This is a genomic window from Acidobacteriota bacterium, assembly GCA_039030395.1.
Lineage (GTDB): Bacteria > Acidobacteriota > Thermoanaerobaculia > Multivoradales > JBCCEF01 > JBCCEF01.
This window is the reverse complement of record JBCCEF010000005.1, coordinates 212,063-238,177: the sequence shown is the minus strand read 5'-3', so window position 1 is coordinate 238,177 and position 26,115 is coordinate 212,063. Positions and strand designations below refer to the sequence as shown.

The window sequence follows — 26,115 nt, the reverse complement described above, 5'->3', positions numbered from 1 at the left end:
TTTTTTTTTTTTTTTTTTTTTTTTTTTTTTTCTGTTTGTTTCTTGTTGTTTTTCTTTGTTTGCCATTCTTTTTCCCCCCTCCTACAGGATCCCCCCCCCCGCCTCCCCCCCCCCCCGCCCCCCCCGCCGCCCCTCCCACCCCCCGCGCCCCCTCCCCCACCCCCCCCCCTCACCGCTCTCCCCCCCCCCCCCCCCCCCCCCCCCGCCCTTCCATCAAAAGGGATGGACCCAGGAGGGCGCAGCGAAGAGCGTTCTCATCAGGTGAGAGCGCTCTGTTGGCCTCTCCTCGACGTACTTCGAGTACGTCGATGTCGCTCCGAAGACCCAAGTCCTTGTTGCCACACACGCCCGAGACATCTCACGACCAAATGGGCAAGAAGAGCGGGCCAGGACTCCTTGTAGCCGCAGGCTCCCACGACAGCTCACGACGAATGGACAACAGAGCAGGCCAGGACAATGGAGGTCCGTTCGGCATCCAGGCTCGCGAGGGAGCTCGTTCCGGGCGCTCACGTCGGTATTGGGAGTCCGAGCCGGCAGGCGCCCGGAACGCGCACCGCGAGGCCGGTCGTTCCGAGTTAGAGCAGCCTCGCGCGGTCCCTGGTGAGCCTGGACGCCGAGCGGACCGACCCCAAGCCCGGTCCCTGGCGAACCTGGAATGCTGGTAGTCTGCATCGTCGCCGGTCAAACTGCCTCAGACGGCGCGAAGAACCCATGAGCAAGTTGAGCAGAGAGATCGCCCGAAGGCGAACGTTCGCCATCATCTCCCACCCGGACGCCGGCAAGACGACCTTGACGGAGAAGCTCCTCCTCTATGGCGGTGCGATCCAGCTCGCCGGCGAAGTCAAGGCCCGCGGGCAGCGGCGCCGGGCGCGCTCCGACTGGATGAAAGTGGAGCAAGAGCGAGGCATCTCGGTCACCGCCTCGGTGATGACCTTCGACTACGCCGGCTGCACTTTCAACCTGCTCGACACTCCGGGCCACGAGGACTTCAGCGAAGACACCTATCGCACCCTCACCGCCGTCGACTCGGCGGTGATGGTGATCGACGCCGCCAAGGGCATCGAGGCCCAGACCCGCAAGCTGTTCGAAGTGTGCCGCCTGCGCGACATGCCGATTCTGACCTTCGTCAACAAGCTGGACCGCGAAGGCCGGGACCCCTTCGACCTGCTCGACGAAATCGAACAAACCCTGGCCCTGGAGACCTCGCCGGTGAGCTGGCCGATCGGCATGGGACAACGGTTTCAGGGCTGCTACGACCTGCTCGGCGACCGGCTGGTGCTCCTCGACCGCGCCCGGCGGGACACCAAACAGGAAGGCGTCGCGGTGGAAGGCCTTGACGACCCGACCCTCGACGACCTGCTGGCGAACGAAGCCGCCACCGCCCTGCGGGACGAGGTGGAGATGGTGCGGGGCCTCACCCCGCCCCTTGACCGCAAAGCCTTCCTCGAGGGCAACCGCACGCCGGTGTACTTCGGCAGCGCCTTGAACAACTTCGGGGTGCAAACGTTGCTCGAAGGGCTGGCCGCCTACGCCCCGCAGCCGCAACCGCGCCCCACTACCACCCGCACCGTCGACCCGACCGAAGAAAAGGTCACCGGCTTTGTGTTCAAGATTCAGGCGAACATGGACCCCAAGCACCGGGACCGCATTGCCTTCACCCGCATGTGCTCGGGCAAATTCGAGCGCGGCATGAAACTGCGCCACATCCGCAGCGGCAAGACCCTGAATATCCATAATCCGGTGCTGTTCCTGGCGCAGGACCGGGAGCTGGCCGAAGAAGCCTGGGCCGGCGACATCCTGGGCATTCCCAACTACGGCAACCTGCGCATCGGCGACGCGCTGACGGAAGGCGAAGACCTGCGGTTCACCGGCATTCCGAGCTTCGCTCCGGAACTGATGCGCAAAGTTCGCCCTACCGACCCGATGCGGGCCAAGCACCTCGGCCGGGCGCTCTTTCAACTGGCCGAAGAAGGCGCCGCCCAGATCTTCAAGGCGCGCATCGGCTCCGAGTGGATCGTCGGCGTCGCCGGGGCGCTGCAGTTCGACGTGCTGGCCGATCGCATCCGCACCGAATACGAGATCCCTGTCACCTTCACCGGCACCACCGTTCACTCGGCCCACTGGATCGAAAGTGACGACTCCAAGCGCCTCAAGGCCTATATCGCCCAGCACGAGGAGGCCATCGCCGAAGACCACAACGAAGCGCCGGTCTACCTGGCCAGGAGCGCCTATCGGCTGGAGAAAGCGCAATCGGACTGGCCGGAGATTCGCTTCCTGACCACCAAGGAACAGGTGCAGTAACCGGCACCATGAACGGCGACCGGGCATCCCGTGGGCGGCTCCTGGCTCCGGCACTGCTGACCCTCGCCTTCGCCCTCTGGTTCTTCCCGGCGCCCTACGGCGCCCACTCCGTCGGCCTCGACGGCTCCTACGCTTGGGCCATCAACGCCTTCGACGACACCGAGGCGCGCTGGGGAGGCGACGCGGCCTTCACCTTCGGCCCCCTCGGCTGGCTACTCCTGCCCCTCGATCAGGGAGGGCACCTGGTGCAAGGCCTGGCCTTCTGGATCGGAGTCCATCTGCTGTTCGTGGCGGTTTTCGCCCGCCGGGCCTTCCATCGGCCGGCACGGGCCGCGGCCTTCGCCGCCTTGCTCCTGGCCTCCGAGGTGATCGGACTCGGGGCCGGCTACCGGCTGTTGGTGTTGGTGGTGATGCTGCTCGCGCCGGAACCGGTAGATCCGCGCCAAAGATCCCCGTTTCCCGGCGCCGTCCCCCTCGCCGCCACCCTGACCTGCGTGCTGATCCTGATGCGGATCCACCTCGGACTGGCCGCGGCCCTCGCCTTGGCGATCCACCTCCTCGACGAACGCCGCTGGCGACCCACCGGCACGGCCCTCCTCGTGCTCGGCACCGGCGCCTCGGTGGCCTTCTGGAGGATGTTCGGCGGTTCCCTGACGGACGCTTGGAGCTGGCTCGGACTGCAGTGGGAACTGGCTTCGGGCTTCAGCTCGGCCATGGCCCTGCCAGCTTCCGACGGCAGCCTCACCGCCGCCGGTCTCGTCGGCCTCGGTGCCTTCGCCGCCCTGGCGCTCATCTGCGGTGGACGCAACCGGCGAGTCTGGCTGCTCCTGGCGCCGGCGATGTTTTTCGCCTTCAAGCATGGCTTCGTGCGAGCCGACGGCCATGTGAGGATCTTCTTCGCCCTGCTGGTGGTGGCGGCCGCCTTGGGCGTACTGTCGTCTCGTCCTGGAGCCTCCACCGCCTTGGGCGCCGTCGCCTTACTCCTGGCCCTGCCGGTGGTCCCGATCGGAGACCACCGGACGGTGCTGGGGGCGCGCGGCATCAACGCCCTCGCCGCCCTGGCCGAACTCCCGGAACGCCGTCAGATGCTGAACCGCCAGAGCCGGCGAGCCCTCAACAAACGCACGTTGCCCGGAGCGGTGGCCGGCGACCTGCGAGCCGCCGGCAGTGTCGACGTGGTGCCCTGGGAATTGACCTACCTGCCGGCCAACGACTTGCCATGGCGTCCGCAGCCGGTCTTCCAGCTCTACACCGCATACACCGCCGAACTCGACCACCGCACCGCCGGTCACTTCGCCGGCGACAGCGCCCCGCGGCACCTCCTCGTCCACTTCGACGCCATCGACCGACGCCATCTGCTATGGGACACGCCGGCGACCTGGCGCACGCTGCTGAGCCACTACCGAATCGCCCGGCAGGTTGCAGAACCAAACCTCCTGATGCTCACCCGGCGGAACCGACCGACCGCCCTCTCGGACCGGCTCCTCGCAGCAGGCCAGCTCGGCAGCGAGTGGATTCCGGTTCCAAGGAGCGAGCCCAACGAGGCTCTTTTTGCCGAGCTGGAGTTTCGACCCACCGTCGTCGGACGCCTGTCGGCGGTCCTATGGCGGATCCCGCCGGTCTACCTCGAGATGGAAACGGCCGACGGCGAGACTCGGCGCCACCGCCTGCTGCCGAGAACCGCCGAAAGCGGCTTGCTCCTGCCACCGCCGGCGGAGCGGCAACAGCTCGCGGCGCTGTGGCAGGGCTTCTCGGGTCCGGCGGTCCTTCGAGTGCGCCTCACCGGGCCCGGCGTCGAGCGCTACTCGCTACCGGTGGCGGTCGCCTGGCGCGCAGTCCCCCTCTCCTAGGGCGGGCCTTGTCAAGAACTCATCTTCCTGTTACCTTCGCAATGATAATTGTAGGATTATCTAATATTTTGTCCTTTCGAATAAGTTGTACGTCTCGTTGGGGGTGGTCATGCGCGCTATCGATCGATTGGGGTTCTTCGTCTTCTCCGCTGTTTTCCTAACGCTTTCTCTCGCCGTACCGGCTGCCGCCCAGGAATTAGAAAAGAGCGCCGTCCAAACGGACGCCGGCAGCACCAAGGTGACCGGTGAGATCTTCGGCTATCGGCTGACCTATCGCTGCAATGCCACCACCGGCGACTGCAACAACGCCCGGGTGGTGGACGCTCTGCCACCGGAGGTGGTGTTCGTTTCGGCCATCGGCACCAGCGATGTGGCGACCATCAACGCCCCGGCCGTGGGTTCGAACGGCACGGTGGAATTCGTGATGGTGGATCCGCTGACCGCCGGCAACAGCGGCGATCTCATCATCAACGTGCGCTTCCCCAACGGCTCGACGCCGGACGGCACGGACGCCATCAACACCGCCGACGGCGTCAATCTCACCAGCACCCCGGGCACCTTCACGACCCCGCCGGTCACGGTGACCGCCGTGGCGCGGGGTGAGGTGAATCTCTCCAAGACCTTGACCACCGCGGCCAACCTCGACCGCGACACCACTTACCAGCTGCGCCTCTCGATCCCGAACACCACCGGCCGCCTCAACCTCACCGGTATTTCCGTGTCGGACTCCCTTCCCGCCGGGGCGGTCTTCCAGGGCGCCAGCCCCGCCGCCGACTGCGAGCCCGGCTGCGTCGGCACGGTGGCGCCGGCGCTCGTGTGGAGTGGGCCCTTCTCGGTAGACGTGGACAATAGCCTCGACTTCTTGGTGACGGTGGTCTACCCAAGCACCACCTTCTCCGACGGCGAGATGGTGACCAACGAATTTTCCGCCGACGGCACATTCGTCGGCGAGGCTGCACCGCAGGGCTTCGGCCCCGAGGGCATCACCCACCCGGTGACCTCGTTCGTCGCCAACCCCCGGGCGGCCATTGGCAAGAACATTCCCGGCAACAGCCCGAATCCACCGACTCTGAATCAGCCCTTCAGGTACATTCTCAACCCACGCAACCAGGGCAATGTCGACCTCGACAACTTTGTGGTGACGGACACGGTGCCCATCCAGATGGACGTCACCAGCGTGAGCACCGGTGCCTACAACAATCCTCCGGCCAGCGTGGCGGTGAGCTACGAGACCAACCTCTCGGCCGGCTTCGTGACCTTGGGCAGCTCTCCCGGCGGCACCAACGCGACCTTCACGATTCCGGCTCTCGGCGCCGGCGAGTACGTGACCAGACTGCGCTGGGAGTACGGCACGGCGCCCAGCGGCATGGCGCCGCAACCGCAGCCGCGCATCAACGGCACGATCATCGACCCGGACAACGCCGGCAACCCGGTGAACTTCGGCGATACGGTGTCGAACTGCGTCGATCTCTCCGCCGTCTACGATCCGGGCGGCGCCAACAGGCCGGTCACCCGTTCGACCTGTCGCGACTTCGTTTTGAGCGGGCCCTTCAGCCAGCACGCGCCGGAAAAGAGCAACCTTTCCGGCAGCGGTCCCTTCGGCGTCGGCGCCACGGTGCGCTGGCAACTGCGGACCAACAACGTCAACCTGGCAAGCGATCCGCTACCGCTCGAGAACCTGGTGGTGGTGGATCTGCTGCCGGAGGACTTGGCGTACACCGCCGCCAGCTTCACCTACGACGACCGCAGCACCGGGCTGCCGGCGCCCACTCTCGAAGTGATCCCCAACTACAACAACAGCGGACGGACGCTCCTGCGATGGACCTGGGCCGCGGCCAGCGGCGCCCTGGCGCCCGGAGACGAGGTGTGGATCACTTTTGACACTACCGTCGCCTTCGGCGCCACCTTCGGCCCCCTGTCCAACCAGATGGGAATGACCCAGAACGATCCCGGCCTCGCCCAGCGCTGCGACTCCTCGACGCCGGACATCAACGACCTCGACGGCGACGGCGACACCACCGATGTGCTGTGCGTCGACTCCCAGAGCGCCACCATCGCCCCGGTGGCCCAGCTCGTTTCGAGCAAACGGGTCGCCGGCGCGTGCGACGCGAACTTCACCGATTCGAGCGCCGGCACCCTAGCCGGCGGAGCGATCGAGTACCGCCTGGAGGTGACCAACGTCGGCACCGTGCCGATGGAGGACTTCGTGCTGGTGGACATCTTGCCCTTCGTCGGCGACACCGGGGTGCTCGACACCTCGCCCCGCCTGTCGCTGTGGCGCCCGCTGCTGACGGCGCCGATCATTCCGCCAGCGGGTACCGTCATCTTCTACAGCCTTTCCGGGAATCCCTGCCGGCCGGAGGTGGGCGGCCCCACCACCGGTTGCGACGCGCCGAACTGGACCACCGTGCCGCCGGACCCGATCACCGGCACGCAGGCCATCAAAATCGAGTTCGGCAACCGCGAGGTGGGAGCCGGCGACACGGTGGCCTTCGAGCTCCGCATGACCGCTCCGGCGGATCTGCCCAACGGCGGCCAGGAGGCCTTCAACTCGTTTGCCTACCGCGCCCAGCGCGGCGACGGCCTCGGCGCTCTGTCCGCCGAACCGAACAAGGTGGGCATCGCCGCCGGCACCTGCCCGGGCGCCTCCCTCGGCGACTTCGTGTGGGTCGACACGGACGGTGACGGCACGCAGAACGACGGTCCGACGGGCCTCGACGATGTCTTCGTCCAGCTCTTCGATCCGGGGGCCGATGGCGTTCCCCGCACTTTCGACGATGTACTCGTCGCCACCACCGTCACGGCGCCGGACGCCGGCGGCGATCCCGGCTGGTACGAGTTCAACGGTCTGCCGGCGGGCGACTACTACGTCCAGTTCGAGGTGCCCACCACCTACGAAGTGACCACCCCGAACGCCGGGGGCGACGACACCATCGACTCCGACGCCGACCCGGTGACCGCCTGCGGCCCGGTGGTGACCCTCGGCGCCGACGAGGACAACCCCACCCTCGATATGGGTCTTCTACCGCCGGCGGTTTCTGCCCTCGGCAACTACGTTTGGTTCGACCGCAACGGCAACGGCCTGCAGGACGAATCGCCCTTCGACGGCGCCAACGGCGTGACCGTCAAGCTCTTCGGCGACGACGGCGACGGCGTCGCGGAACCCGGCGGCGACGATGGCATGCCCGTCGCCACCACCACCACGGCCAACGACGTCTACGGCAATCCCGGCTACTACCGCTTCGACGGCTTGACCCCAGGCGTCCCGTATTTCGTGCAGTTCATGCTGCCGGCGGTCGCGACGGGCTTCACCAGCCAAGACACCGGCGGCGACGACGCCATGGACTCCGATGCCGACACCGGAGCCGGCACCGCGCCTGTCCTCACCTTCGCCCCGGCGGAATTCAATTCCACCCTCGACGCCGGCCTGATCGCGCCGGGCGGCAACCTGGAACTCGGCAACCAGGTTTGGTGTGATGACGACAACGACGGCCTCTACGAGCCCCAGGATGCCGAAGTGGGCGTTGACGGCGTAGTCCTGTCGCTCTACCTCGACGACAACGGCGATGGCCTGCCCAGCCTCGGCGAGCGGATTGCCACCACCACCACCCAGACCCTCGGCGGCAACGCCGGGCGTTACCGTTTCGATGGGTTGTCGGCAGGTGACTACTTGGTGTTCGTCGATCCTGAGAATTTCAGCCCTTCCGGAGCCTTGGCCGGCAAGCAGTCGAGCACCGGCAACGACCCGGCACCGGATCCGGACGACGACTTCGACGGCGACGACAACAGCACCAACCTGGGAGTAGTGGTCGGTACCCAGGCGGTCACCCTAGCTGCCGACAACGAGCCCGAAACGGAGGACGGCGACAACAACACCAACCTGACTGTAGACCTCGGCTTTGCCCCAGGCGCCGGTCAGCCGGAGTTCGACTACGGCGACAATCCGGATGTCGCCGCCAGTACCACCCGCGGCGACTACCGGACTACCGCCCTCGACGGCGGCGCCGCCCACATGCTCGGCGCCGGTAGCCCATACCTCGGTGACTGCGTCGACGGCGACAGCGGCATCGCCCAGGACCTCAACGCCACGGCGGACGATTTCGGGTCCTTCGGCAGCACCATCGGCACTTGTGCCACCCCTGGCGACGACGAGGACGGAGTGGCCTTCAGCGACCCGCTCGTCCCGGGTACGGCAACCGCGATCACCGTCTCTGTGGGATCAGCGGCGGACTGTTCGCTGGACGCTTGGATTGACTGGAATCAGAACGGATCGTTCGAGGCGGGGGAGCAGATCGCTGCCTCGTTGACCGTCTCCAGCGGTGCGTCGGTAGTACTCACCCCGACGGTGCCGAGCACGGCGATCCTGGGCGTTTCCTATAGCCGGTTCCGTTGTTCGTCGGCGGGTGGTCTCAACCCCGTCGGCCAGGCGCCGGACGGTGAAGTCGAGGACTACCTCGTGGGCATCCAGGGCATGGACTGGGCCGACGCGCCGGACACCTACGGCACCAGCAGCGGCGCCGGTGGGCCGGCCCACAATGTCGACCCCACGGATCCTCTTTTGCTCGGCGCCTGCATCGATACGGAGTCCGACGGCCAACCGGACGGTGCGGCTCTGGGCGATGACAACAACGTCGGCACCATCACGATCGGCCCGTGCCGGGACGACGAGGACGGCGTCGCCTTCCCCTCCATGCTGGTGGCCTGCGGCCCTGCGTCGGTCTCGGTGACCGCCAATCGGCCGGGCGTGCTCGACGCCTGGATCGACTTCGGCGCCGACGGCTCCTTCGACGATCCGGTGGACCGCGTGGCGACCGGCGTCGCGATGGCGACGGGAGCCAACACCCTTCCCTTCAACGTCCCCTGCGCCGCCAACGTCGGTGCGAGCTTCGCGCGCTTCCGCCTGTCCACCGCCGGCACAGCCCTGCCCACCGGCCCGGCCGCCGACGGCGAGGTGGAGGACTATGTGGTGTCGATCAAGGGCAACGACTGGGGCGACGCACCGCCGACCTACCCCACCCTGCTGGCGGACGACGGCCCGCGCCACGGCGTGGATCCGGCAGGCCCGCTGGTTCTCGGAGCCTGCATCGACGCGGAAGCCGACGGCCAGCCAGCCGCCGGCGCCACCGGCGACGACACCGCCGCCGGCACGGGCAGCACCTGCGGCGGCGGGGACGACGAGGACGGCGTCACCTTTGGGGCGATGCTGATCGCCTGTCAGAGCGCCACCGTCACGGTCACCGCCAACCGCGCCGGCGTGCTCGACGCTTGGCTCGACTTCAACTCAGACCAGAGCTGGGACGACGCCGGCGAGCGCATTGCTAGCGGCCTGGCGCTGGCCGCCGGTGCCAACGCGGTCACCGTCAACGTGCCCTGCGGCGCCGTACAGGCACAAACCACCTACGCCCGCTTCCGCCTCAGTTCCACCGGCGTCGCTTCCTTCACGGGACCGGCGATGGACGGCGAGGTGGAGGACTACGCGGTGACCGTCAAGGGCTCGGACTACGGCGACGCACCGGACACCTATGGCACCACCTCCGGGACCGGCGGTCCGAACCATGGAGTCGACCCGGCGAGCACCCTCTTCCTCGGTGCCTGTGTCGATACGGAAATGGATGGCGCCCCCTCGACCGGCGCCGATGGCGATGATCTCGCCGTGAGCACCAACGCCGCCGGCACCTGTACCGCCGGCGACGATGAGGACGGCGTCACCTTCGACTCCATGATCATCGCCTGCCAGACGGCGGAGATTACCGTCACCGCCGGCGCCGCCGGCATCCTCGATGCTTGGGTCGACTTCGGCGGTGAGGGCGCCTTCGATACGGCGGACCGCATCTTCAATGGTCAAGCCGTCGCGGCGGGTGCCAACGGCCTGACCTTCGCCGTGCCCTGCGATGCCGCAACGGGCGACACCTATGCGCGATTCCGGCTGAGTTCCACCGGTGTCGCTTCTTCCGGCGGCAGCGCCATGGACGGTGAGATTGAGGACTACCTGGTCGCGGTGAAGGGAGCGGACTTCGGCGACGCGCCGGACTCCTACACCACCACCGACGCGGCCGGCGGTCCGTCTCACGGGGTGGATCCCGCCAACCCGTTCTTCCTCGGCGCCTGCGTCGATACGGAAGGCGACGCGGCCACGCCCCTCGACGGTTCCGGCGACGACGCCGCGGCGGGCCCCGCTTCCGGTACCTGCGCCGGGAACGACGACGAAGACGGCGTTACCTTCGACTCCATGTTCATCGCCTGCCAGACCCTCGATTTGACGGTCACCGCCAGCGCCGCCGGCCTGCTCGATGCTTGGATCGATTTCGCCGGTGACGGCTCCTTCGGCGAAGCCGGAGACCAGGTCTTCACCGACCAGGCATTGACCGCCGGCGACAACGCCTTGACGGTGGACGTTCCCTGCTCGGCCACCGAAGGTTCCACCTACGCCCGCTTCCGCTTCAGTTCGGCGGGCGGCCTGGCCCCCGGCGGTGAAGCCATGGACGGCGAGGTGGAGGACTACGTGCTCCTCGCCAAGGGCGTGGACTTTGGCGACGCACCGGACACCTACGGCACCAGCCAGGGCGCCGGTGGACCGCTCCACGGCGTGAATCCGGATGCCACCCTCTTCCTCGGGGCCTGCGTCGACACAGAGGACGACGCCGCCACTCCGCTCGACGCCACCGGCGACGATGCGAGCGTCGGCGACGCGGTGACCGGCACCTGTGCCGGCGACGACGACGAGGACGGCGTCACCTTCGAGACGATGGTGGTCGCCTGCCAGACAGCGGAGATTACCGTGACGGCGGGAGCCGATGGCCTGCTCGACGCCTGGCTCGACTTCGGTGGCGACGGTACCTTTGGCGAAGCGGAAGATCAGGTCTTGGCTTCCCGGGCGGTCACCGCCGGTTCCAACACGCTGACCTTCCCGGTGCCCTGCACCACCACCGGCGGAGACACCTTTGCGCGCTTCCGATTGAGTTCCGCCGGCGGTCTGCCCACCGGCGGTCCGGCGATGGACGGCGAAGTCGAGGACTATGCCGTAGCCACCAAGTCCGTGGACTTCGGCGACGCGCCGGACACCTACGGCACCACCTTCGCCAGCGGTGGCCCGAACCACGGCGTGACCGACGGCTTCAGCCTGGGCGCCGCCATCGATGCGGAGACCGACGGCTTGCCCTCGCCGGACGCCACCGGCGACGACCTCGACGGCACCGACGACGAGGACGGCATCACCTTCGCCGGCGGTATGGCGATGGCCAGCGCCTGCGACGACACCACTCTCACCGTCGCCCTCACCAACACGGCAGGGGTCACCACGCCGCTTCTCGACGCCTGGATCGACTTCGACAGCGACGGCGCCTTCGACGATCCGCGGGACCGCATCGCCAGCGCCTTGCCGCTGACGGTCCCAACCACCGAGGTGAGCTACACGGTGCCCTGCGACGTGCAGTCGGCGGAAAGCTTCGCGCGCTTCCGGTTGAGTTCCACGGGCGTGACCTCGCCCACCGAGCCGGCGATGGACGGTGAAGTCGAGGACTACGGCTTCATCGTCAAGGGACTGGACTTCGGCGATGCGGCGGATCCCACTTTCCCCACCCTGCTGGTGAACGACGGCGCCCGCCACTCGGTGCTGCTGGTGGGCAATCCCATCCTCGGCGCCGGTGTCGATACGGAGCCGGATGGCCTACCCTCGCCGGCCCACAACGGTGACGATCTGGACAACACCGACGACGAGGACGGCATCGCCTTCCCGGGCGTGCTGGTGCCGGGCGCCAGCGGTGAGGTCACGGTCACCACCGGTACCACCGGCGGCTTGGTGAGCGGCTGGATCGACTTCAACCAGGACGGCGACTGGGACGATCTCGGCGAGCAGGTGCTCACCGATGTTCCGCTGCCGGCCAACGACAGCGTCGACCTCACCTTCCCGGTGCCCGTAGGCAGCCCGGACGGCACCGCTTGCACGCGCTTCCGCATCAGCAGCCAGGCGGGCCTCGGTGCGAGCGGCCCGGCGCCGGACGGCGAGGTGGAGGACCATCTGGCGCCGATCGGCGTTGAGGAGGCGGCGATCGGCGTCGCCAAGGAGTTGATCGATGTGGTGGAGGAACCCGACGGGCGCTTCCTGGTGACCTTCCTCATCCGCTTGGTCAACTACGGCAACGTGCCGTTGTCCGACCTCAACAGCGACGTGGACTTCTCCTTCGCCTTTGCGGCGGCGGCGAGCTTCGAGGCGGTGACGCCGGTGAGCAGCGACTTCACCGTCAACGACGACTTCGACGGTGTCTCCCTGATCGAGCTCCTGGCGCCCGGCAACGCCCTGCTGGTCGGCGGTTCCGGCGAGGTCATGGTCTCCGTGCGGGTCGATCCCGGCGGCAACGCCGGTCCCTACGAGTGCTCCACCCTGGGGCGCGGCACCAGCCCGGGAGATGTTGAAGTCACCGACGTCTCGCAGGCCGGCAGCGACCCGGACGCCAACGACAACGGCGACCCCGGCGACGACGACGAGCCGACGCTGATCGACTTGCCGGTCAGCATCCTAGAGATTCCCACCGTTGGCGAAATCGGCCTTCTGGTACTGGCGATGCTCCTGGCCCTAACGGCCATCGGCACCCTGCGGCGGCGGATGGCGATGCGGTAAGGCCAACCGCTAGATCCAGCGGCAAAGAAAAGGCCGGATCTCACCCGAGATCCGGCCTTTTCCGTCTTCCCCTGACGGCGAAGTTCCCTACTCGCCCCAGCTCACCTTGCCGCGCACCATGCCGCCGCAGCCACCCTCGGCGAAGGGCTTGGGGCAACCGCCGGCGGTGTAGCAAACCCTGCCGGAAAAACCGTCCGGGTTGATGGTGGCGATCCAGCTCTTGACCTTCTCGCGCACCTGCTCGGCGTTGTAGCCGTGCTCGGCGATCAGGCGGTTGGACAGTCCCCAAATGGAAAGCGACATGTTGCACGGGCAACAGCAGGTGTAGGCGGTGTTGTCCGAGCAGCAGGGCGCCGGCAGGGCTTCGAGGGCCTCTTTCTTGACGAGTTCCTGGGCGTCCGTGAGTTCGATCGAACTCTCCCACTCGATGAACCGATGCGCCTGGGCCTTGACGTCCGTGAAGGGGATGGGATCGCCGTCACCGAAAAAGGGACTCAGGGCAAAGCCGGCGCCGAGAAGGACGCCGAGGGTCAGAACGATGGCAATTCGCTGAGAAGTCTTCATAGATCGATCCTCGTGATGGTCCGGTCGGTAGGGCTCGAACACTGCTTGACGAACGCTCAACTGCAAGAATCGCGCAATCGCCACACCACCGATTCTACATCTCCTGCTATCTTCAGTCGGTCTATTGCGTAGAAGCCCTATGAAATACCGCACCCTCGCCTGGGCCGGACTGGCCGCCCTACTCATCCTCCACCTCGATTTCTGGCGCCCTCAACGGCCGGTGCTGTACTTCGGCTGGCTGCCGGAGGAGATGGCCTGGCGGCTGGCCTGGCTGGTGCTCGCCTGCCTGTACTTGATCTTCTTCACCACTGAGGTCTGGCGGGACGAATGAGCGATCCCCTCGTCCAGCTCGCCCTGGCGGCCGCCCTCTATGTGTCAGTGGTGCTGGTGCTCGGCGCGATCGCCACCCGGCGTGCTGGCCGGTCGCCGGAGGAGTACTTTCTGGCCGGCCGGACCCTCGGACCGCTGGTGTTGTTCATGGCGCTCTTCGGCACCAACAACACCTCCTTCGTCTTGGTGGGAATTCCCGGCCTCGCCTACGGCCTCGGCATCGGTGTCTTCGGTCTCAACGCGCCGATCGTCGCGCTGGGCATTCCCTTGACCTTTTGGGCGATCGGCTCCCCCGCTCGCCGGCTAGCGGCAAAGCTGGAGGCGCTGACCCCGGCGGAGCTCTACGCCAAGCATCTGAAGTCGAAGACCGTCGGTTTCGTGCTCTTCGGGCTCTTCACCCTCTACACCGTGCCGTACATGGTGCAGGCGGTGAAGAGCGCGGCGTTGATCCTCTCGGAGTCGAGCGACGGGCGCCTTTCGGCCGCCGTCGCCGCCCTCGGCGTGGTGTTGGTCGCCCTCGCCTACACCAGTCTCGGCGGCATGCGGGCAACGGCCTGGACCAACGTCTTCCAGGGGGTGGTGTTCATGGTCTTCATGGTAGCGGCCTTCTTCCTGATGTCGCATTCCCTCGGGGGATTGAGCGCCGCCATGGAGCGGGTGCGGGACGTCGATCCATCCCTGCTGGTCAAGGGCAGCGGCGGACTGTTCGCTCCCAAGGCCTGGGCCTCTTGGGGGCTGGTGATCTCGCTGACGGTGATCACCTTCCCCCACATGATGGTGCGGTTGATGTCCGCCGACCAGGAGAAGACCCTGCGCCAAGTCAGCCGCTACTACCCGGTGGCTCTGGGCATCCTATGGGTGCCGGCGGTGTTGATCGGAGTCTGGGGCGCCGCGGCCTTTCCCGGGCTCGAAGTGCCGGATCAAGTGTTCCACCGGATGACCGCCACGCACTTGCCGGCGATTCTCGGCAGCCTGGGCTTCCTGGCAGTGCTGGCGGCGGTAATGTCCACCCTCGATGCGCAGATCCTGACCCTGAGTTCGATGGTGGTGCGCGACGTCATCGAGCCCGCTCGCGGCAAGAAGCTCGACTCGGAAGTGTGGGTGGGGCGTATCTTCTCGGCGGCCATCGGGGCGGTGGTGTTCGTGCTCGCCATCACCTGGGACGACTCCGTTTTCGGCATCTCCCGCAAGGCTTTCGAAGGCTACCTGACGCTCTTTCCGACCCTGCTCCTCGGCGTTCGCTGGCAGCGTTTCACCGCCGGCGGCGCCCTCGCTTCGCTGGCCGCCGGCAACGCGGTGCTGATTCTGGGCTGGAGCGGCCACCTGCCGACGGCGGGATTCCTGCCGCCTTTCTGGGCCCTGGTCGCAGGCTTCGTCGCCGGCATCGCGGTGAGCCGTTTGCGCCCGGCCAACCAGCCGGCCTGAGGCCTTTTTGGGGGGCCTAGCGCCCCTCTCGTGCAGATGGCGTCAAGGGGCTACAATAGGCGTTTCGATCGCTGAGCATGCGTGATCCAGCAATCCTTCACCCTTTCTCTGAACGCCGAAAGTCGATGACCATATCCAATCCCACTCCATCTCACTCCAGTCCACCCATCTCCAGCTCTTCCACCACCTACTCGCTGACCGGCTGGGACCTCTCGGAGCTCCTTCCCAACACCGAACCCGCCGAAGTCGATCGTCGTCTCGCCGCCCTGACAGCGGATGTCGAAGCCTTCGAGGGTCTGCGGCCGCAGTTGACCGCGGCGATGGAACGGAACGATTTTCTTCAGGTGGTTTTTTCCTTCGAGGCGATCTTCGAGCGGTTCGACACCTTTCTCGGCTATGCCTCCTTGTGGTTTGCCGAAGACACCCAGTCGCGACCGGCGCAGAGTTTCCGCAACCGTATCGATCAGATCGTCACCGGTCTGCACAACCGCATTCTGTTCTTCGAGGTGTGGTGGAAGTCCCTCGACGACGCGGCGGCGGAGCGGCTGCTGCCGACCGTTGAAGAGCACGCCGACCATCGGCACTTCCTGGCCAACCTGCGCCGCGAGAAGCCGTTCACCCTGCGCGAGTCTTCGGAGCAGTTGATCAACGTCAAGGACTCGAACGGCATGAGCGCCCTGCTGACGCTCTATTCGATGCTCACCAACCGCCTCGAGTACCGTCTCGAAGTGGACGGCGAGGAGAAAGTCCTGCCGCGCGACGGCCTGATGAGTTACGTTTTCTCGCCCCGCGCCGAGCTGCGCGAAAAAGCCTACCGCGAGCTCTACGGCACCTACGAGGAGGAGGCCACCATCCTCGGCCAGATCTACTCCAATCGAGTGCGAGACTGGGCCGCCGAGAACCTCGACTTGCGCGGCTTTTCTTCCCCCATCGCGGTCCGCAACCTGCACAACGACATCCCCGATGAAGCGGCCCAGGTACTCCTCGATGTAGCCGCCGAGAACGCTCGAGTGTTCCGCCGTTACTTCCGCATGAAGGCCCAATGGCTGGGGATGGATCGCCTACGCCGCTACGACCTCTACGCCCCCATCGCCACGTCTGACCGGGAGATTCCCTACGAAGAAGCGGTCGCTTCGGTGCTCGACACCTTCGCCGACTTCCACCCGCGGGTGGCGGAGCTGGCCGAGCGGGTCTTCCGCAACGGCCACATCGACAGTGAGGTGCGCAAGGGCAAGCGGGGCGGAGCCTTCTGCTCCACGGTGCTACCGCGCTTCACACCGTGGGTGTTGGTGAACTACAACAACCGGGTGCGGGACGTAGCCACTCTGGCCCACGAACTGGGCCACGCCGTCCACAGCATGCTGGCCGAAGACCACTCCTGCTTCACTCAGCACGCCTCCCTGCCGCTAGCGGAAACGGCCTCGGTGTTCGCGGAGATGTTGATGACCGATCGCCTGCTGCGGGCGGAGACAGATCCCCTGACCCGCCGCGAGCTGCTGGCCGCCTCGGTGGACGATTTCTACGCCACCGTGCTGCGCCAGGCCTACTTCGTGCGCTTCGAGATCGACGCCCATCGCGCTGTCCTCGAAGGCGGATCGGTAGACGAACTGAACGCCCTCTATATGGAAGGCCTGGCCCATCAGTTCGGCGACTCGATCGATGTGGCGCCGGAGTTTCAGTACGAGTGGTTGAGCATCCCCCACATCTTCCACACGCCCTTCTATTGCTACGCCTACAGCTTTGGACAGCTCCTGGTGTTGGCCCTCTACCGCCGCTACCTGGAAGAGGGAGAAGCCTTCAAACCTGGATACTTGAAATTGCTCAGCTATGGCGGGTCAGCGCGACCCCAGGAAATTCTCGAAGAGGCCGGTATCGACATGACCGATCCGGAATTCTGGCGCGACGGCTTCCGGCTGGTGGAAGACCGAGTGGACGAGCTGGAGGCGCTGGAAGAGTAAGAAGCTAACCGACAGCACCAAAATAGTGCAGAGCCGCCAGCGACGCGAGGGCGAGAGCGGCCGGTAGGCCCTGGATCCACAGAATCTTGCGGCTCGCCGTCGCCGCTCCGAAGATCGCCGCCACCACCACGCAGAGCAGGAAGAACACCTGGATTTGCACCCCGCAGGCGGCACTCGGGTGCAGCAGGCCCCAGATCAGCCCGGCGCTCAAGAAGCCGTTGTAGAGACCCTGATTGGCGGCAAGAGCCTTCGACGCCTCCGCCTGCTCGCGGGTGGTCCCGAAAGCGGCTCTGCCCTGCGGGGAAGTCCACTGGAACATCTCCAGGTAGAGAAAGTACAGATGCTCCAGAGCGACAAGAACGACCAGGACCACGCTGAGGATTTTCATCTCATCCCTTCTCGGAGGCTTTTACCAGCCCCTGCCGCACCACCTCGTAGTCGTAGGTGGTGACCTCCAAGGCATGCCCCCAGGGGTCGGCGAAGTAGATCGACCAGGCGCTTTGGTGGTCTGACACCCGCTCGACGGTCACCGCCTCGCCGCGTGTATCCAGAAGGTTCAGGACCGCCAGACGCCCGAGGAAACGGAGAAATCCCTCCCCCGAAGCACGGAAGGCGACCCAGCGGAAGGCACCGACGGACGGAGTCACCCGCACCGCGGGATCGATGCCGTGGCCGTCCGCTCGGAACAAGGCCAACATGGTTTGTCCCTGGTCGTTCGAGATCATCAGCGGCCCACCCGGGCTCAAGGCCCAGTCCTTGCGCTCGGCGAGGGCGTCGAGCCCCAGGACTTCTCCGTACCAGCCCACGGCCTCCCGGCGGGACGGCACGAACATCTCGACGTGGTCGATGCCCTCGAAACCCGGGTGTGATCCAGATTCGCTAGGGGGTGGTGAAGAGTTCATGAATTTCGTGCTCCGAGCCCGACGGGCGAGGCGGCGCCGAAGGCGCCGAGGACGGGGGCGAGACCGAAAAGCTGCGCTTCCTCGGTCGAGGGGGAGCCCAGCCCCTCTGAAAGAGCAAGCTAGCGGGTCTGCTGAAACGATGCGCGAAGCGCTCTTCAGCAGACCTGCTAGCCATCAGGCCTGAAGATGAAGTAAGCGGCGCCGCCCAGACACAGCGCCGCCCATACATAGTCGAGCTTGATCGGTTTGCCCATCACCAGCACCGAGAAGGGCATGAACAGCACGAGCGACAGGCCCACCTGGAGGATCTGGAGTTCCGACAAACTCAGCACCTGGTACCCGATGCGGTTCGCCGGAATGTGGACGGTGTACTCGAAAAAGGCAATCCCCCAGCTCACCGCCGATGCGACGTACCAGGGACGGTGGTCCAGCAACTTCAAGTGCAGATACCAAGCCGTCAACATGAACAGGTTGGATATCACCAGCAGGCACAGCGTGCGGCTCAAAATAGACATGATCCGCGCACCTTACCAGTCGCATCCATCCAGCCTGCATTTCTCACCAGTGATCTTAGCGTGAGGCCGAAGGTCGCTGGAGATGCAAGGCATCCGCGGGGTCTGCGACGAAAGCGTACTTTCAGTACGTCGAGGAGCAGGTTCTGCGGATAACGCAGCAGATTCAGTGGCATAGGTAGTCGCAGTCGATAGCGGGCGAGAAATGCAGGCAAAACTCAGCGCGCGAGCCAGAGGGTACCCATCGAACGCTCCTTGCCCTTCCTCAACTCGGCGTGCGTGCCTTCGAAGCGCCCGTCGTCGAAGCTGCCCTCGAAGGTGAAGGTCCGGCGACCATTTTCGTTCTTGACGGTTCCCGCGAGAGAACCATTGTCCAGGCTACCGGTGGCCGTTCCCTTGTAGGTGTGGGGCTCGCCGCTGAAACGAAAATCGAAGGCGATGTCCCAGGTGTTCTCACCGGTCGGCGTCAAGGTCGCCTTGAGATCGCCACGGGTGTTGTCGTAGGTCCAGAAATACTCGCCCTTCAACACCTGTTGATCCGGCGCGGCGACCAGCGAGGCGGTGAGGACGAGAGCGGCGACGGCACCGAGCAGCAAGATCTTCTTCATATCGGACTCCCTTGGTTGAGTGGACATAGCTGTCTACTACTATTGTACGCGTAATCCGTCCGAAAGGTCCCGCGGGTTCGGCTTCGGCGCTGAGCCGAACCCGCCTCTACCGTCGCGAAGCCGAGCGGGCTACGGCACGGTCGGCGGCGGTTGCTGGGTGAAGGTGCGCTCCGTATCCGCATCGGCGCCGGCCTGACCGGCGAGCAGCACGAAGCTGAACGACGATCCGCGCAGCTGCGACACGCCGTGGCAGCCCATGCAGCCGCCCATGTTGTACGCCACCGGCTGGATCTGATCCTTGACCAGAGTGCCGAAGGCGAGGTTGTAGCCCGTCCGCGCGAAGCCCGCCGAGCCGTTGTTCTGGATCCCCGAGGGACATCCACCGGTCAAGGTGCAGCCGGCCGGCGCGGTGCCGGAGAACTTGCCGTTGACGGAGGTCAACGGCGCCAAGCCTTGGAAGTGCTGCAATCCGAGATTGGTTTCCAGAGCAAGGTTCGCCATGAACTGCGGCTGGCCGATGCCCAGCGGATCGTTCGTCGACACCGGGAAGGCCGGATCGCTCGGCGCAGACAGATTGTTCAAGTCCACCGGCTGAAACTGGGTGCCGATGAGCTGGTAGTTGAGCCACACGGAGTTCGGATTCTTCTCTCGGATGGCCGCCCACACCGACTCGTTCACTTCCATGGTGTTCGGCAGGATGGTGTTGACCTGCCGCTTCACCGGCAGAGGAGAGCTCGGATCGAGGGGGTTGGGATAGAACCCGGCGCTATTCGGAGCATCGAGCGGCCGGCCGTCCCAGTAGTTGACGTAGCTGTAGCCACCCTGCTCGATCTCCTTGTGCTCCCAGGAAGAAAAGATGAAAGTGCCGCCGATCCCCTTCTGCCCGGTGCTCTGATGCACCCGCTGAATGATGTGGAATCCGACCAGTCCGAAGACCCCCTCGCGGCACTCGACCGGATCCGTCTCCGAGGTCGAAACGTAGTACAGGGCCTTCTTGGTGTAGTACTTGTCGTAGTCCGCCGGATCGTGAAGGGGAATCCACGCCGCCTTGGTGTGGACGGCACCCATCCCGCACGGCTCGATAGAGGGATCCGTCGGTCCCTTGAGGTTGTGCTGCATGCATTCCAGTGCCGAGTAGTCGAGCACCGCGTTCGAGTTCGGACCGGAGGTGCTGCCGTCCGGCCGGGTCGAGGAATTCGAACGATAGGGCAACCGCAGGGGCGCGTCCGGATCCATCATCGCCGCCTGCTTGACGGAGTCCTTGTAGAGGTCCTTGTAGGTGGCGCTCGTAGACTGCACCGTGGTGTTGACCACGTAGTTGAAGAAGTCCCAGTTGACCTTGACCTCGTAGCGGATCGGCTGCGGGCTCGGATCCGTCGGCAAGCCCTTCCAAACGTGCGGCGACACGGCGTGCTGCGGCACCTGCTGGCAAAACTCCGCCTTCGGTCCGGAAGGATAACCATGGCAAAGTTGATCGGGCGTCTCTAAAGCCTCGGAGAGCACTTCCAGGGTTTCGTCCAAGCTGTCCGGCAAGGACTTCGAGGTTTGGAAGACGATCTCCTGACCGCCGTTGCCGGCGGCCGGACAATCGGCCACGTCCCCGCTAATGTTTCCGAGGTACTGCACCGGCTGGCGCCACTCTCCCGGCGGCGTCGGGTTGGGGGTCACCAGGGGGCCGGGTCCGAAGTCGAAGATTTCTCGTTTCTCTTTGAAGGTTTCCCACACCACCAGCGAGGCGAGGTCACCGGCAGTGGTATCCGTGAAGGCCGCGTCGGCATCCGGGAAGCCACGCGCATAGCTGTTCGAGCTACTCGGATCGACCGCCGGCCAGTTCAGAGCGACGAAGGTGTTCCACGAGAAGTAGTCGTAGTCTGGCTGCTGGGCGGTCGCGGGAATGTTGGGCGGCGCCGGGCAGGCGAGATCGAGGGTTCCGCCGGGGCCGGTGCAGACGGCCACCTCGACTTCGCCGTCGGGCTTCTCCACCGGCTGACAGGCGAGAGCGAAGATTAGAGCGGACGATACAAGCGATCGCAGGATGACCTCACAACGCATTTCAAACTCCCTCCAAGGCAATGGATCATAGGAGCGCTGGCAAAGCACCCCCCACTTACCCAATGCCTAAAACGCGTACTTTCGTTTCGGGGAGTTGTCAGGGAATCAGGACGACCTTGCCGTTGCGTCCGGTCTCGACGACCAGCGCATGGGCCTCGGCGGCTCGCTCGAGCGGCAATTCAGCGCTGACGGCGGGATGCAGCGAGCCCTCCGCCAGGGCCGCACCGAGCGCGCGGTGGATTTCCGCCATCTCGTCGCCAGAGGCGTTCGCCAGGGCCAGGCCGCGCACCGTCGCGTCGCGCATCATGGCGTGGCGCGGGTCGATCTCGATGCGCCCCCGGCTACCGATCACCACGATGCGACCGCCGGGAGCCACCGCCTGCAGGTCGTCGTTCAAGTTGCGGTGTGCAGCCATCTCCAAGATCAAATCGAAGCCGTCGATGCCCGCCGCCTCCATCGCAATGTCCAGATGGTCCGGCGCCGAGTGATCGAAAACACCTTGTGCACCCTGCGAGCGAACGAACTCCCGACCCTCAGCAGAACTGGCGGTTCCGAAGACGCGCAGCCCTCGGGAGACGGCGAGTTGCACCGCCGCCGATCCGACGGAACCGGCGGCGCCATGCACCAGCAGCGTGTCGCCAGCCACCGCTTCGCCGAGTTGCACCAACGCACGATATGCCGTGGCACAGGGAATGCCGATCGCCGCGCCCTCGGAGAAGGAACATTTCGCCGGCAGCGGCCAGGCCTGATCGGCGAAACAGGTCAACCGCTCGGCGTGTCCGCCGGTTCGCCGCCCGCCCCAACCGGCAACGTACACCCGATCCCCAGGGCGGTGGGACTCCACCCCGGCCCCGACGGCTTCCACCACCCCGGCGGCGTCGGAACCGGGCACGTAGGGCAGGTCCGGAAGTTCTCCATAGGCTCCGGCTCGAATGTAGGTATCGACCGGGTTGATGCCGGCGGCGTGTACCTGCACCAGCACCTCCCCGCTGCCCGGCACGGGATCCGGCACCTCTTCCAGACGCAGCACCTCCGGACCACCGAAGGCGCGAACCCTCACCGCCCTCATCGCCTCGGAGACCTCATGGCTCGGGTAGCAGGGTGAAGCCCTCGCGCCGAAAATCCGCATCGAGGGCGGCAACCCGGACGAGCCTCAGGCGTCGTAGCAGCACGAACGAGGTGCAGTCAGTGAAGCTGTAGTGCTTGTCGGAACGCTCTTTGAAAAGGATCCAGGCGGCCATTTCGTCGGCCACGGTGAGACGGATTTGCTCGACGGACGACGGATCTCGCAGCACCGTCCCCACCCGCTGGCCGATCGGGTGGCCGAGGCGCATACGGCACAGGGTAACGGTTTCATCGAACACGTAGTTCGAGGTCATCAACCGCCCCTCGAAGGATCGGATCAGCTCGCAGACGCTGGCGTGGTCCGGATCCCGCCGATTGACGTAGGCGAACCAGACGCTGGTATCGACGAAAAGGCGCTGCAAGGCCTACTCGGAGTACAGAGCGAGGTCGTGATCCCGTCCGCGCGATCCTTCGTCGGATCCGATGCCTTCAATGGCGGCCAGACCATCACGACGCTCATCGATCTCGTCGGCCAGGTACGCCGAAACCGCTTCGCGCACCACTCCGGCGAGGCTGCGACCCTGCCGTTCGGCCATCGCTCGGAGGGATTCATACTGCCAATCTTCGAGCTGGATTTGCGTTCGATGCTTGCTCATGTCTTACATCATACATCACTTTCACTGTCAGCCCTTCGGATACGTTCCGAGCACGCTCATCTCCTCCGTCAAAGGCCGCACCGCTTCGAGGGCCGCGGCGACTCGCTCGGACTCCGCATGGCCTTCGAGATCGAGATAGAAGCGAACCTGCCAGGGGGTGCCCCGGCGCGGCCGCGACTCCAGCTTAGTGAGGTTGACGCCGCGCTCCGCGAGCTGGGTCAACACCTTCCCCAGGGATCCCGGCTCATGGGACAGCACCAGTTGCAGCGAGGTCTTGCAGTCCGCCTCGGCCGGGCACCGGGCCGCCTCCACCGCCACCTCGAAAAACCGCGTGGCGTTGCCCGTGTCGCTCTGGATGCCGCGTTCGAGGATCTCCAGACCGTAGACCTCCGCCGCCCGCTCGCTGGCGATCGCCGCCACGCTGACATCGCCCCGCTCCCGCACCTTGCGGGCGGAGCCCGCGGTGTCGAACTCCGCCACCGGCCGCACCCACGGCAGGCGCCGAAGGAAGGCTTCGCACTGCATCAAGGCCTGGGGGTGAGAGATCACCGTGCGGAGGGTCTCGACAGAGCTTGCCGGCAGGGCCAGTAGACAGTGCTCGATGGTGCGCACCACCTCACCGGAGATCACCAGGCCGCCCTCCGCCAACAGGTCGTAGGTGGCGTGGATGCTGCCGGCGGTGGAGTTTTCGATCGGCAACAGGGCAAAGTCCGCGCTGCCGCGGCGCACCGCCGCGGCGGCCTCCTCGAAGGATTCGTGGCCGGTGAGCAGGGCACCCCCCTCGCGCCCGGCGTAGCGTTCCTGAGCCGCCAGGTGGCTGTAGGAACCCTCGACCCCTTGGTACGCCACCCGCAGCGGCACCTTTGCCCGATGGCGAACGTGCTCCTGCTGGTGGGCGATGGACATCTCCATGATCTGGCGGTAGAGCCCCTCGATGCGGTGCGGATCGAGCCCCAACTCCTGCGCCTCCCGGCGCACCCGCTGAAACACCAGATCTTCCCGCTGCCGGTCCCTGAGCGGCGAAGCGGCGCCGATCTTGGCGTCGGCGATGGCGTCCACCTCGTCCATACGGCGTTTGAGCAGGGCGAGGATCTCCCGGTCGATGGCCTCGAGGGCCTCGCGGGAATCCTGCAGGGGGGAGCGGTTCATCGGTCGTTCCTCGGGAGGCTTGCCGGCGGGTCCTCCGCCGCGACGCCCACCACGCCGAAAGACTCGAGCTGCGCGCCCGGCGGCAATCGCACATAGAAGAAGACCTTTCCCGGTTGTGGCAACCGGATCCGCCCGGGCAGCGGCGACCAGCCGACCTTCTCCCCCTCGCGCATCCGCACATCGACCTGGGCGGCGGCAGCCGCCACTTCCGAACCGACCCACTCCAACCGATACTCCCCCGGTTCGAAATAGCCTTTGAACAAGCACCAGCCGCCGGTCGCCTCGTAGACGGCCCGTTGTTCGGCGACGCGGGCGCCGTCTGCACAGAAGCCTTCCGCCGCCCGGAAGGGCCGGCGCCGCTCGAGCCGGGGATCCGGCGGGTCGAGGGCATAGAGGCGCAGCACCGGACCTCGTCGGGTCGGGCTGGGATGGAAATCCTTGAGCGGCGTCATCTCATCGAAGATCTGACGGTAGCGCTGGGCAAACACCCGGTGATGTTCTTTGGTCAGATTCTCCGGCGCGAGGAAGCGCCGGTAGGCGGCACTCGACAGGAGCAGAAAATCATTCTGTGGATGGCGAATCTGATCGAGCGAAAAACGGCCGGCGAAACGCGAGTTACTGTAGGGAAAGTCCGGCGGCAAGCGAGGGGTATACGACTCCTTGACGAAGCGGGCACCGGGCGGCAGGTGATCCACGATCCAGGCCATCGTCCACTCGCGATTGCTCGGGCTCGCCAACCCCACGGCCTGCTGCGCCGTCGTCCACCAGGGCAACGCCAGGGCGGCGACCAGCAGCAGCGCGGCCAGCCACGACCGTTTTGCGGAACCCCCTGGCCGCTCGCTACCGAAGCACCGCCACCAGCCGGCCAGGCCCACTCCGAGAAGCACCGCCAACACCGGCAAAACCGGCAGCAGGTTGCGCTTGACCACCATCGTCATCGCCACCATCAGCCACAGAAAAGTGAGCGGGAAAACCAGGTTCCAGGCCACCCGCCGCAGGGTGTCGCGCCGATGCCACAAGAAGCCCGATAGGCCGAGCAGAAGAGCGCCGATCCCGAAGGTCACCCACAGCTCGTTGCCGTACCAGGCGAGGTTACTCTGCGGCTGCACCCCGAGCCAGCCGCCGCCGGCGTACTGGCGCACTCCGAAGAAGATGCCGCGGCGGCTCAAGAAAGCCGCTTCCGGATGCTTGAACATCGCCACCATCACCACCAGAAAACTCCCCAGGGAAGCGGCGCCGGCCCACAGCAGTCCGGCGTTCCATCGCCGGGAGGTCAACCGGTGCAGCAGCCACACCGCAATGATCGCCACCGCCACCACGCCGGCCGGGTACTTGCTGGCCGCGGCCAGGCCCGACGCGGCGCCGGCGAGCAGGTAGTCGCGCCGGTTCTCAACATCCACCAGGCGCCCGACACAGGCGGCGCACAGGGTGGCGAAAAACGCCGAAACGGTGTCGCACAGGATCAGGTGGCTCAACTGGTTGAAAAGCGGCGAAAAGATCAGCAGCAGCGAGGCCGCCAGGCCGCCAAAGCGACCTCCCAGGCGGGTCGCCAGGGCGTACACCGGCAGCACCGTGAGGGCGCTCGCCAGGGCCACCACCGAGCGCAACACCCACCAAGCACGATCGATCGGCTCGGTCACTCCCCATAGGCCGATTAGGCTCGCCGAGAGGCCCGAAAACAGCTCCGCCAGCCACAGCGCGAAGGCCCCGGCCCAGTACAGAAAATGGCCGTAGTTGAAGGACGGCGACAGCAGCCGCCCTTCGTTGATCAGCGTCGACTGCTTATAGTAAGTGCCCTCGTCGGCATAGTAGTGGCCGGAGATTTCGTACTCGATACCGGTGAAGCGGACGACCAGGGAAAGGCCGAGGAGCGCCAAGGGCAACCAGCGGCCGGGCTTGCGCAGCAGCGTCGGGTGCCGCCAAACGGCCCACAGGCTGGCGCCGGCAGCGAGGCCGGCGACGGTGCGAGGCAGACCGGCCGGAAGGTCTAACTTTGCGTCCAATAACCAGAGGACGACCAAGGCCCCCCACGCCCCGGCGGCAAGCCACCGGCTGACCTCTCCCCCACCTCCGGTACGGCCCATCTCCGCCACCTTCACCATCTCCACGGGTCTCCAGAACGTCGA

General features: G+C 66.1%; 17 protein-coding genes. 6 read left to right on the top strand and 11 right to left on the bottom strand.

All coding sequences use genetic code 11. The annotated features are described in order from the left end of the window. The first annotated feature begins 711 nt into the window (after nucleotides 1-711). From AAF481_07790 to AAF481_07780, 3 genes are all read left to right on the top strand, one after another. The gene (locus AAF481_07790) at nucleotides 712-2,301 is read left to right on the top strand and encodes a peptide chain release factor 3 (protein MEM7481063.1); all 1,590 of its coding nucleotides are present in this window, start codon (nucleotides 712-714) and stop codon (nucleotides 2,299-2,301) included. A gap of 8 nt (nucleotides 2,302-2,309) precedes the next feature. Next, a complete protein-coding gene (locus AAF481_07785; protein MEM7481062.1) occupies nucleotides 2,310-4,151 on the top strand; it encodes a hypothetical protein in 1,842 nt (613 codons plus the stop codon). Nucleotides 4,152-4,260: 109 nt separating this feature from the next. Then, a complete protein-coding gene (locus tag AAF481_07780) occupies nucleotides 4,261-12,768 on the top strand; it encodes a GEVED domain-containing protein (protein ID MEM7481061.1) in 8,508 nt (2,835 codons plus the stop codon). Between the two features lie 87 nt (nucleotides 12,769-12,855). Here AAF481_07780 and AAF481_07775 read toward each other — a convergent pair whose 3' ends face one another. Beyond that, entirely contained in the window at nucleotides 12,856-13,332 is a 477-nt protein-coding gene (locus tag AAF481_07775; GenBank protein ID MEM7481060.1) for a hypothetical protein, read from the bottom strand. A 139-nt stretch (nucleotides 13,333-13,471) separates the two neighbouring features. On the opposite strand from AAF481_07775, the gene AAF481_07770 reads away from it, so the two are divergent. From AAF481_07770 to AAF481_07760, 3 genes are all read left to right on the top strand, one after another. Next, nucleotides 13,472-13,663: a hypothetical protein gene (locus AAF481_07770; protein MEM7481059.1), complete on the top strand. Its 192-nt coding sequence runs from the start codon at nucleotides 13,472-13,474 to the stop codon at nucleotides 13,661-13,663. Then, a complete protein-coding gene (locus AAF481_07765; protein MEM7481058.1) occupies nucleotides 13,660-15,087 on the top strand; it encodes a sodium:solute symporter family protein in 1,428 nt (475 codons plus the stop codon). Before AAF481_07770 ends, AAF481_07765 begins: the two co-directional genes overlap by 4 nt. Nucleotides 15,088-15,212: 125 nt before the next feature. Beyond that, the gene (locus AAF481_07760; protein MEM7481057.1) at nucleotides 15,213-17,045 is read left to right on the top strand and encodes a M3 family oligoendopeptidase; all 1,833 of its coding nucleotides are present in this window, start codon (nucleotides 15,213-15,215) and stop codon (nucleotides 17,043-17,045) included. 4 nt (nucleotides 17,046-17,049) lie between these two features. On the opposite strand, the gene AAF481_07755 is transcribed toward AAF481_07760, so the two are convergent. The 10 genes from AAF481_07755 to AAF481_07710 form a co-directional block, all read right to left on the bottom strand. Then, complete coding sequence (locus AAF481_07755) at nucleotides 17,050-17,433, bottom strand: DUF1304 domain-containing protein (protein MEM7481056.1); 384 nt, start codon at nucleotides 17,431-17,433, stop codon at nucleotides 17,050-17,052. Nucleotide 17,434: 1 nt separating this feature from the next. Further along, on the bottom strand, nucleotides 17,435-17,947 hold the full coding sequence (locus AAF481_07750) for a VOC family protein (GenBank protein ID MEM7481055.1): 513 nt from the start codon (nucleotides 17,945-17,947) through the stop codon (nucleotides 17,435-17,437). 167 nt (nucleotides 17,948-18,114) lie between these two features. Continuing rightward, a complete protein-coding gene (locus AAF481_07745; protein ID MEM7481054.1) occupies nucleotides 18,115-18,462 on the bottom strand; it encodes a DMT family protein in 348 nt (115 codons plus the stop codon). Nucleotides 18,463-18,677: 215 nt separating this feature from the next. Further along, nucleotides 18,678-19,067, bottom strand: a complete 390-nt coding sequence (locus AAF481_07740) for a hypothetical protein (GenBank protein ID MEM7481053.1) — start codon at nucleotides 19,065-19,067, stop codon at nucleotides 18,678-18,680. Nucleotides 19,068-19,196: 129 nt separating this feature from the next. Continuing rightward, nucleotides 19,197-21,119: a hypothetical protein gene (locus AAF481_07735; protein MEM7481052.1), complete on the bottom strand. Its 1,923-nt coding sequence runs from the start codon at nucleotides 21,117-21,119 to the stop codon at nucleotides 19,197-19,199. 97 nt (nucleotides 21,120-21,216) lie between these two features. Beyond that, on the bottom strand, nucleotides 21,217-22,188 hold the full coding sequence (locus AAF481_07730) for an NADPH:quinone reductase (GenBank protein MEM7481051.1): 972 nt from the start codon (nucleotides 22,186-22,188) through the stop codon (nucleotides 21,217-21,219). Between the two features lie 13 nt (nucleotides 22,189-22,201). Continuing rightward, nucleotides 22,202-22,606, bottom strand: coding sequence for a PIN domain-containing protein (locus AAF481_07725; protein MEM7481050.1), 405 nt, complete (start codon nucleotides 22,604-22,606; stop codon nucleotides 22,202-22,204). 3 nt (nucleotides 22,607-22,609) lie between these two features. Continuing rightward, complete coding sequence (locus tag AAF481_07720) at nucleotides 22,610-22,840, bottom strand: ribbon-helix-helix protein, CopG family (GenBank protein ID MEM7481049.1); 231 nt, start codon at nucleotides 22,838-22,840, stop codon at nucleotides 22,610-22,612. A gap of 27 nt (nucleotides 22,841-22,867) precedes the next feature. After that, entirely contained in the window at nucleotides 22,868-23,989 is a 1,122-nt protein-coding gene (gene pheA, locus AAF481_07715) for a prephenate dehydratase (protein ID MEM7481048.1), read from the bottom strand. Next, nucleotides 23,986-26,091 (bottom strand): glycosyltransferase family 39 protein, encoded by a 2,106-nt coding sequence (locus tag AAF481_07710; GenBank protein ID MEM7481047.1) that lies wholly within the window; start codon nucleotides 26,089-26,091, stop codon nucleotides 23,986-23,988. The genes pheA and AAF481_07710 overlap by 4 nt, the downstream gene beginning before the upstream one ends. Nucleotides 26,092-26,115: the final 24 nt, after the last annotated feature.